At 43.5% G+C, this 8,159-nt stretch carries 7 protein-coding genes and 1 other annotated feature; of the genes, 6 read left to right on the top strand and 1 reads right to left on the bottom strand.

What is annotated here, in order from left to right; translation table 11 throughout:
- Positions 1-149 precede the first annotated feature (149 nt).
- Complete coding sequence (locus tag BBA02S_RS19215; RefSeq protein ID WP_041102108.1) at positions 150-626, top strand: glutathione peroxidase; 477 nt, start codon at positions 150-152, stop codon at positions 624-626.
- Positions 627-646: 20 nt separating this feature from the next.
- On the opposite strand, the gene BBA02S_RS19210 is transcribed toward BBA02S_RS19215, so the two are convergent.
- Positions 647-1,606, bottom strand: coding sequence for a YaaC family protein (locus BBA02S_RS19210; RefSeq protein WP_041114632.1), 960 nt, complete (start codon positions 1,604-1,606; stop codon positions 647-649).
- A gap of 107 nt (positions 1,607-1,713) precedes the next feature.
- On the opposite strand from BBA02S_RS19210, the gene guaB reads away from it, so the two are divergent.
- The 5 genes from guaB to serS all read left to right on the top strand — a co-directional run bounded on the left by guaB (position 1,714) and on the right by serS (position 8,067).
- Entirely contained in the window at positions 1,714-3,180 is a 1,467-nt protein-coding gene (guaB, locus tag BBA02S_RS19205) for an IMP dehydrogenase (RefSeq protein ID WP_041102110.1), read from the top strand.
- Between the two features lie 131 nt (positions 3,181-3,311).
- On the top strand, positions 3,312-4,685 hold the full coding sequence (locus BBA02S_RS19200; RefSeq protein ID WP_082028287.1) for a serine hydrolase: 1,374 nt from the start codon (positions 3,312-3,314) through the stop codon (positions 4,683-4,685).
- Positions 4,686-4,832: 147 nt separating this feature from the next.
- Positions 4,833-5,714, top strand: coding sequence for a pyridoxal 5'-phosphate synthase lyase subunit PdxS (pdxS, locus tag BBA02S_RS19195; RefSeq protein WP_041102114.1), 882 nt, complete (start codon positions 4,833-4,835; stop codon positions 5,712-5,714).
- Between the two features lie 17 nt (positions 5,715-5,731).
- Positions 5,732-6,319 carry a pyridoxal 5'-phosphate synthase glutaminase subunit PdxT gene (gene pdxT, locus BBA02S_RS19190; protein ID WP_041102116.1) on the top strand — a complete coding sequence of 196 codons (588 nt, stop codon included), beginning with the start codon at positions 5,732-5,734 and terminating at the stop codon, positions 6,317-6,319.
- 201 nt (positions 6,320-6,520) lie between these two features.
- Positions 6,521-6,738: a binding site (T-box leader), on the top strand.
- 51 nt (positions 6,739-6,789) lie between these two features.
- Entirely contained in the window at positions 6,790-8,067 is a 1,278-nt protein-coding gene (gene serS / locus BBA02S_RS19185) for a serine--tRNA ligase (protein ID WP_041102118.1), read from the top strand.
- Positions 8,068-8,159: the final 92 nt, after the last annotated feature.

Below are 8,159 nucleotides of genomic sequence, written 5' to 3'. Positions count from 1 at the left end.
AACCAAAAAAGAACAGCAGAAGCTGTTCTTTTTTTTGTTTTCTTCTAAAGTAGCCTGCTTTTCCTTTGCATCGGTTGTTCTTTTTTGCCATTTCTATAGCAAGCGCGATACAATAAATGAACGGATCATATCAAGGAGGAGAAAAACACATGGAAACTATTTATGATATCGAGGTAACAAATAGTCAAGGCGAGCCCGTTTCTATAGCCGATTTTCAAGGACAAGTATTGCTTATTGTCAATACTGCCAGCAAATGCGGGTTTACTCCACAGTTCAAGGAGCTGCAGTCTCTGTATGAAAAATATAAAGAACAAGGATTCACTATATTAGGCTTTCCCAGCGATGAATTTATGAATCAAGAGTTTGAAGAACAAGAGAAGATTATTGAGTTTTGCCAAGTGAACTATGGTGTCACGTTCCCGATGTTCCAAAAGACGCACGTAAAAGGCAAAAATATTCACCCTTTATTCCGTTATTTAACAGCCCAGCAATCTGGACTGCTTACGGGAACAATTAAATGGAATTTCACTAAATTTTTAGTGAGCCGCGAAGGAGAAGTCGTGCAGCGGTATGCACCAAAAACGTCTCCTTTAAAGATAGAAAAAGATCTCCAAGAATTATTGTAATGAATGATGAGAAGGGGTGTTCAACTTCCTCTTTCATTTAAATATTGTTCAATAACTAATGGAATTTTGTGATGTGAAATGTGCAAAAACTGCTTGATTAAGGAAAATTCCTTTCCAGGAGCATGTTTCAACAAATCATACCACCATTCTGTTTCATACCTGGCAATCATGCTGAGATTATAAAGCAAGGCATAGTAGATGAGGATCTCCGGATAGAAGGCTTCCGCTGTTTTGCGGCGGGAAAGCATCCATTGTCCGTTTCTTGCATTAAACCGGCAGGGCGCTGCGGGTCTTTCACCGGATATCCTGATCAACAGCCCGTTCTCATGCGCTCCTTCTACTGCCACGCTGCCATTTGTTTTCTGGGACAGGAAGTCAGATAAACGATTCTGCGTCATCTGATAGTCATCTAAAATTTGTGCTGTCACCCTGTAGCAGCCGTTCTCTTCCTTTTTTAATGAATGAAAGGGAGCCTCCCCGGTTTGAAACGAAAATATTTGATTTAATTCCGGTATTTGTGCAAGTAAATCGTTCATATTTAATTTGGAGCCTTCCAGTTGTTTCACATGAAACATTTTATCGCTGAAGTGGCTGAACAGTCCGTGGCGCTGTGTTCGCACCTCATCCTTTAAAAAAGAATAATTTTGTTTTTTTCTTTTGCGGGTAGAAAGGCCATGCGCCAGCACATGAACAGTGGCAGGATAAGCAGGATCTACAGCGAGCAAACAAGCTTTTATATAATGGCTCAGTCCGTAGAAAATAAGGACCGGCTGGATGGCCAGCGGTGAATGGCTGGATTGGCTCAAGAAAGTAGTTCCGTGCTCAAGGCTGTACAGAAAACGCGGGCAGTTAGTATAGGCTGCCTCTTCCGCATTGGGCAAAGCGATGGAACGATAGGATGCCTGCAAAAAACTCTTGGCGTCCTCTGTATTTTGGTAGGGCAGCAACGGATCAAATGAGTGAAGAAGTTGATTGTTCATAACGACCTCCGAATATTCTAAAAAATCTAACATATTGAACATACCTTGACAGTATTTTGTCCAATTGATAACCTACTAATAATATTTTCGACCAGGAGGCTCATAAAATGTGGGAAAATAAGTTTTCAAAGGAAGGTTTGACGTTTGATGATGTATTATTGGTGCCGGCTAAATCCAACGTCTTGCCTAAAGATGTTAGTCTGCAAACAGCTTTAACCGATACATTAAAGTTAAACATTCCGCTGATCAGTGCCGGAATGGATACAGTAACAGAAGCTGATATGGCTATTGGCATGGCCCGCCAAGGCGGTTTAGGAATTATTCATAAAAACATGAGCATTGAACAGCAAGCTGAACAAGTGGACAAAGTAAAACGCTCAGAAAGCGGTGTAATTACCGATCCTTTCTTTTTGACACCGGAGCATCAAGTGTTCGATGCCGAGCATTTAATGGGAAAATACCGTATTTCCGGTGTGCCGATTGTAAATAACGCTGAAGAGCAAAAGCTTGTTGGTATTTTAACAAACCGCGACTTGCGTTTTATTCAGGATTATTCCATTTTAATCAGCGATGTTATGACAAAAGAAGATCTTGTTACTGCTCCGACAGGCACAACTTTAGAAGAAGCGGAAAAAATCCTTCAAAAGTACAAGATTGAAAAACTCCCACTAGTAGATGAACAAGGCAAGCTGAAGGGCTTAATTACTATTAAGGATATTGAAAAAGTAATCGAGTTCCCTAATTCTGCTAAGGATCGTCAAGGACGTCTTTTAGTAGGGGCAGCAGTCGGTGTAACGAAGGATACAATGAAGCGGATAGAAATGCTTGTAAAGGCGAATGTCGATGCGATTGTGGTCGATACAGCGCATGGACATTCAAAAGGAGTCATCGATACGGTCAAAGAAATACGCTCCCTTTATCCTGAGTTAAATATCATCGCCGGAAATGTAGCAACAGCTGAAGCGACGAAGGAATTATTTGATGCCGGAGCCGACGTTGTAAAAGTGGGAATTGGTCCTGGTTCTATTTGTACAACACGTGTGGTAGCCGGAGTAGGGGTTCCGCAAATTACAGCTATTTATGATTGCGCGACAGAAGCACGCAGACAAGGCAAGGCAATCATTGCTGATGGCGGCATTAAATATTCAGGAGACATCGTGAAGGCACTGGCAGCCGGCGGAAATGCGGTTATGCTTGGAAGCTTGCTGGCAGGCACAAAAGAAAGTCCAGGCCAAACAGAAATTTATCAAGGACGCCAGTTTAAAGTCTACCGTGGCATGGGTTCTGTCGGGGCGATGGAAAAAGGATCAAAAGACCGCTACTTCCAAGAAGATGCGAAAAAATTTGTTCCTGAAGGCATTGAAGGCCGTATTCCTTACAAAGGTCCTGTGTCTGAAACCATTTATCAATTAATGGGCGGATTGCGGGCCGGCATGGGCTATTGTGGGACAGAAAGCCTTCTGGACTTGCGTGAAAATGCTCAATTCATCCGAATGACAGGCGCTGGCCTTAAAGAAAGCCATCCGCATGATGTTCAAATTACGAAAGAAGCACCGAACTATTCTTTATCTTAATTTTCCAGCTGTATGGAAGGAGATTGCTCCTTTCATACAGCTTTTTTGGTTTTTCAGGAAAAAACTGAGCCATTTCTCTTCTATATTTCTAAAAGATGTTTGTGTTACAATAACGAATGTGTGAATAAAAGATGGAGGGTTTATTAGTGAGGAATCAAATATTCAAAAAAGGAATCGCTTTTATGCTCAGTTTATTATTAGTGGCCAGTCTTTTTCAGCCGCTTTCGAGTGTACAAGCAGAAGAATCTTTTAAGGTAAATGCCGCTGCTGCTATATTAGTTGATTCAGAGACTGGACAGATATTATACGAGCAAAACGCAGACCAAATGCTCGGTATTGCCAGCATGACAAAAATGATGACGGAATATTTGCTTTTGGAAGCCATTAAAGAGAAAAAAGTATCGTGGGATCAAGAGTATACGGTGAGTGATTATGTCTATAAAGTCTCGCAAGATCGTAATTTATCCAACGTACCTCTTCGCTTAGGAGAAAAGTACAATGTTCGGGAATTGTATGAAGCGATGACTATTTATTCCGCTAATGCGGCCACCATCGCACTCGCAGAAACAATTGCCGGATCCGAAGCCGAATTTGTGAAATTAATGAATAAAAAGGCCAAAGAGCTTGGCTTGGAAAAATATAAATTTGTAAACGCTTCAGGGCTAAGCAATAAGGACTTAAAAGGCATGCACCCAAGCCCTGGCAAGCCGGAAGATGAGAATATGATGTCGGCCAAAACAACGGCGACCTTAGCTTTTCATTTAGTGAAAGAGTACCCTGAAGTACTCGAAACAGCCAGTGTGACAAAGAAGAAGTTCCGCGAAGGCACCGATGACGAAACAAACATGGAAAACTGGAACTGGATGCTTCCTTCTTTAGTATTCGGTTACGAAGGAATGACAGGCTTAAAGACAGGATCAACAGACTTTGCCGGTTATTGCTTTACAGGAACAGCTGAGAGAGACGGGAAAAAATTCATCAGCGTGGCAATGAACGCCACCGATGAAAAGGGAAAAGGAAACCCGAAAGCCCGTTTCACGGAAACGAAGAAACTGCTTGATTACGGCTTTAATCAGTTAGATCGCACAGAAGTGATTAAGAAAGGCGCGACTGTTAAAGGCTACGAATCTGCTCCTGTAGCCAAAGGAAAAGAAAAGCAAGTAGCTATCAGAGCTGGCAAGGAATTGGCTGTTTATACGAAAAAAGGCGAAAAACCGAACTATAAAATTAATTTAGATTTAAAAGGTTCGGAAATTGGTGGAGTCGAAAAACTGAAAGCTCCGTTAAAAAAAGACAAAGTGGTTGGTTTTGTGACACTGACGCCTCAAAATGGTTCTGAATTGAAATATATCGCCGATGGGGAGAGAAAGCAAGCTGCAGTGCCAATGGAAACAGCAGAAAAAGTAGAAAAAGCAAATTGGTTTGTTTTATCAATGAGAGCGGTTGGCGGCTTCTTCTCTGGGATTTGGACAGCGTTAACGGATACAGTAACTGGTTGGTTTTAATAAAAATCACCTTCTGATCTTGACAGAAGGTGATTTTTCGTGTTTATTAATATTTAAGCAAAACATAAAATTTTTAAACTAGTGAAAAAATTGCATGTTTAAGAGGAAAATAAATACTTATTACAAAAGCTATAGGGGGAAAAGAGAATGAACACAGGTACAGATCGTGTAAAACGCGGAATGGCAGAAATGCAAAAGGGCGGCGTCATCATGGACGTTGTGAATGCCGAGCAGGCAAAGATTGCGGAGGAGGCCGGCGCGGTAGCTGTTATGGCTTTAGAGCGCGTTCCTTCTGATATCCGTGCAGCAGGCGGCGTAGCCCGCATGGCTGATCCGCGCATCATGGAGGAAGTGATGCAGGCTGTGACTATCCCGGTTATGGCTAAAGCCCGCATCGGCCATATTGTAGAGGCGCGTGTCTTAGAAGCGATGGGTGTCGACTACATTGACGAAAGTGAAGTATTAACACCAGCTGATGAAGAGTACCATTTGTTAAAAAGCGATTTTACAGTTCCATTTGTTTGCGGCTGCCGCGACTTAGGCGAAGCAGCCCGCCGTATTGGTGAAGGGGCTGCTATGCTTCGCACAAAGGGAGAGCCGGGAACAGGCAACATCGTCGAAGCGGTTCGCCACATCCGCAAAGTGAATGCCCAAGTGCGCAAAGTGGTTCACATGAGTGAAGATGAGTTAATGACAGAAGCTAAATTATTGGGAGCTCCATATGAGATTCTGCTTGAGATCAAGCGTGAAGGCCGCCTGCCGGTCGTTAACTTCGCAGCCGGCGGTGTAGCGACTCCAGCCGATGCCGCTCTTATGATGCAGCTTGGAGCAGACGGGGTTTTTGTAGGGTCCGGAATCTTCAAATCAGATAACCCGGCGAAGTTTGCTAAAGCCATTGTAGAGGCAACTACTCATTATCAAGATTATAAATTAATCGCTGAACTCTCCAAAGACCTTGGCACGGCTATGAAGGGGATTGAAATTTCTACATTGGAACCAGCCGCTCGTATGCAAGACCGCGGCTGGTAATAAAAGGGGCGGATCATATGGTGAAAATTGGAGTATTAGGACTTCAGGGAGCTGTTCGTGAACATATCCGCTCAATTGAGGCAGCAGGGGTTGAAGGCATCGTTGTCAAAAAAAAGGAGCAGCTTGATGAATTGGATGGACTGATTCTTCCGGGCGGTGAAAGCACAACGATGCGCCGGCTTGTCGATAGATACGGATTTATGGAGCCGCTCAGAGAGTTCGGGCGTCAAGGCAAACCAATGTTTGGCACATGCGCCGGCTTAATTATGCTAGCCAATAAGATCGTTGGCTATGATGAGCCGCATATCGGTTTAATGGATATTGTGGTAGAGCGCAATTCCTTCGGACGGCAAAGAGAAAGCTTTGAAGCTGATCTGCCGATTAAAGGAGTAGCGGATTCTTACACAGCAGTTTTCATTCGCGCGCCTCATATTGTATCCGTTGGAGCAGAAACAGAGGTTTTAGCCGAGTATGATGGCCGGATCGTAGCCGCCAAAGATCGCAACTTCCTGGCTTGCTCCTTCCATCCGGAATTAACGGACGATCACAGCCTGACAAACTACTTTGTCGAAATGGTGAAACAAGCGAAACTGATTCATGTGTAACGAAAAGGCTCTGTTATGATTTTTACGTTCATGAACAGGAGAGAAGGATGGCGGCTCTTCCAGAAACATCAGCGATATTACTTAACAGAGCCAACAACAAAAACGCGAAAAAGCAGCTGCTTTTTCGCGTTTTTGTGCAATATAAGCATGTACTTGCACGAGTTATAAGAATGTAGTACATTAATTTATATCACTTTCATACAGAAATCGATGAGAGGAACTAGTAACAGGTGGTTATTCGATCAGAGAGCCGGTGGATGGTGCGAACCGGAGGAAGACGCTTGTGAATCCGTCCTTGAGAGAAACGCTGAACCATGATTGTAGTAGGCGTTTACGGAAAAACCGTTATTTTTTTAAGTGGAAAGCTGTTGTGTTGGCTTTCAACTAGGGTGGCAACGCGGGTCTAACTCGTCCCTTTTTTAGGGACGGGTTTTTTGTATGCAAAAAAAGAAAAAAGGAGGACATGATCTATGTTAGACATTAAATTTTTACGAAACCATTTTGAAGAAGTGAAAAATCGTTTGCAGCACCGGGGTGAGGATTTATCTGCCTTGGATCATTTTGAGGATCTGGACCAGCGCCGGCGTGAACTGCTCGTTGAGACAGAGGAATTGAAAAGCAAAAGAAACAGCGTTTCTCAGCAGGTAGCCCAGTTAAAGCGGGAAAAGCAAGATGCTGATCATTTAATTAAGGAAATGCGCGAGGTGGGTGACCGCATTAAGCAATTGGATGAGGAGTTAAATGAGGTAGAAGAAAAATTAAACTATCTGCTGCTGACTATCCCCAATATTCCGCATGAAAGCGTGCCGGTCGGCGAAACTGAGGATGATAATATTGAATTGCGCACGTGGGGTGAAGTGCCTGCGTTTAATTTTGAAGCAAAGCCGCATTGGGAAATTGCCAATGAGCTGGACATCCTGGATTTTGAACGGGCCGGGAAGGTGACAGGCAGCCGGTTTGTTTTCTATAAAGGCATGGGAGCGAGACTTGAGCGGGCGTTGATCAGCTTTATGCTTGATTTGCATGCGGAAGAGCATGGATATACTGAAATGCTGCCGCCTTATCTAGTGAACCGGGCGAGTCTGACAGGCACCGGACAGCTGCCGAAGTTTGAGGAAGATGCTTTTTTAATTGAAAAAGAAGATTATTTTCTTATTCCGACATCAGAAGTGCCGGTAACAAACTACCATCGTGATGAGATTCTTGATGCAGAGCAGCTGCCGATCGCTTACACGGCTTACAGCACGAACTTCCGCTCTGAAGCAGGCTCTGCGGGCCGGGATACGCGCGGATTAATTCGCCAGCATCAATTTAATAAAGTAGAGCTTGTCCGCTTCGTAAAGCCGGAAGAATCTTATAATGAACTAGAGAAGTTAACAGGCCATGCAGAGAAAGTCTTGCAGCTGCTGAAGCTTCCTTACCGCGTCATGAGCATGTGCACGGGAGACTTAGGATTTACAGCAGCGAAAAAATACGATATTGAAGTTTGGATTCCGACACAGGAAACCTATCGTGAAATTTCTTCTTGCAGTAACTTTGAAGCATTCCAGGCACGGCGGGCAAACATTCGTTTCCGTCGCGAGAAAAACAGCAAGCCTGAGCATGTGCATACATTAAACGGCTCCGGTTTAGCTGTTGGCCGTACAGTAGCTGCTATCTTAGAAAATTACCAGCAGGAAGATGGCAGTGTCATGATTCCTGAAGTGCTCCGTCCTTACATGAGAGGGCAAGAAAAGATCTCTAATTAACGATGTAGACCAGAAGAGAATTTTTCTCTTCTGGTTTTAAAAATGCTGTTGACAGAACAAATAAAGATATGTTAAATTAATTCTTGTCGATA

It is taken from the genome of Bacillus badius NBRC 15713, assembly GCF_001591605.1.
Taxonomy (GTDB): Bacteria; Bacillota; Bacilli; order Bacillales; family Domibacillaceae; genus Pseudobacillus; species Pseudobacillus badius.
Note: the sequence above shows the minus strand (reverse complement) of the source record. Positions and strands in the feature narration are given on the sequence as shown.

Coding starts and splice junctions, on each gene's coding strand:
- guaB (WP_041102110.1), top strand. CDS start 1,714: ATGTGGGAAAATAAGTTTTCAAAGGAAGGTTTGACGTTTGATGATGTA.
- pdxS (WP_041102114.1), top strand. CDS start 4,833: ATGAACACAGGTACAGATCGTGTAAAACGCGGAATGGCAGAAATGCAA.
- pdxT (WP_041102116.1), top strand. CDS start 5,732: ATGGTGAAAATTGGAGTATTAGGACTTCAGGGAGCTGTTCGTGAACAT.
- BBA02S_RS19210 (WP_041114632.1), bottom strand. CDS start 1,606: ATGAACAATCAACTTCTTCACTCATTTGATCCGTTGCTGCCCTACCAA.
- serS (WP_041102118.1), top strand. CDS start 6,790: ATGTTAGACATTAAATTTTTACGAAACCATTTTGAAGAAGTGAAAAAT.
- BBA02S_RS19215 (WP_041102108.1), top strand. CDS start 150: ATGGAAACTATTTATGATATCGAGGTAACAAATAGTCAAGGCGAGCCC.
- BBA02S_RS19200 (WP_082028287.1), top strand. CDS start 3,312: ATGGAGGGTTTATTAGTGAGGAATCAAATATTCAAAAAAGGAATCGCT.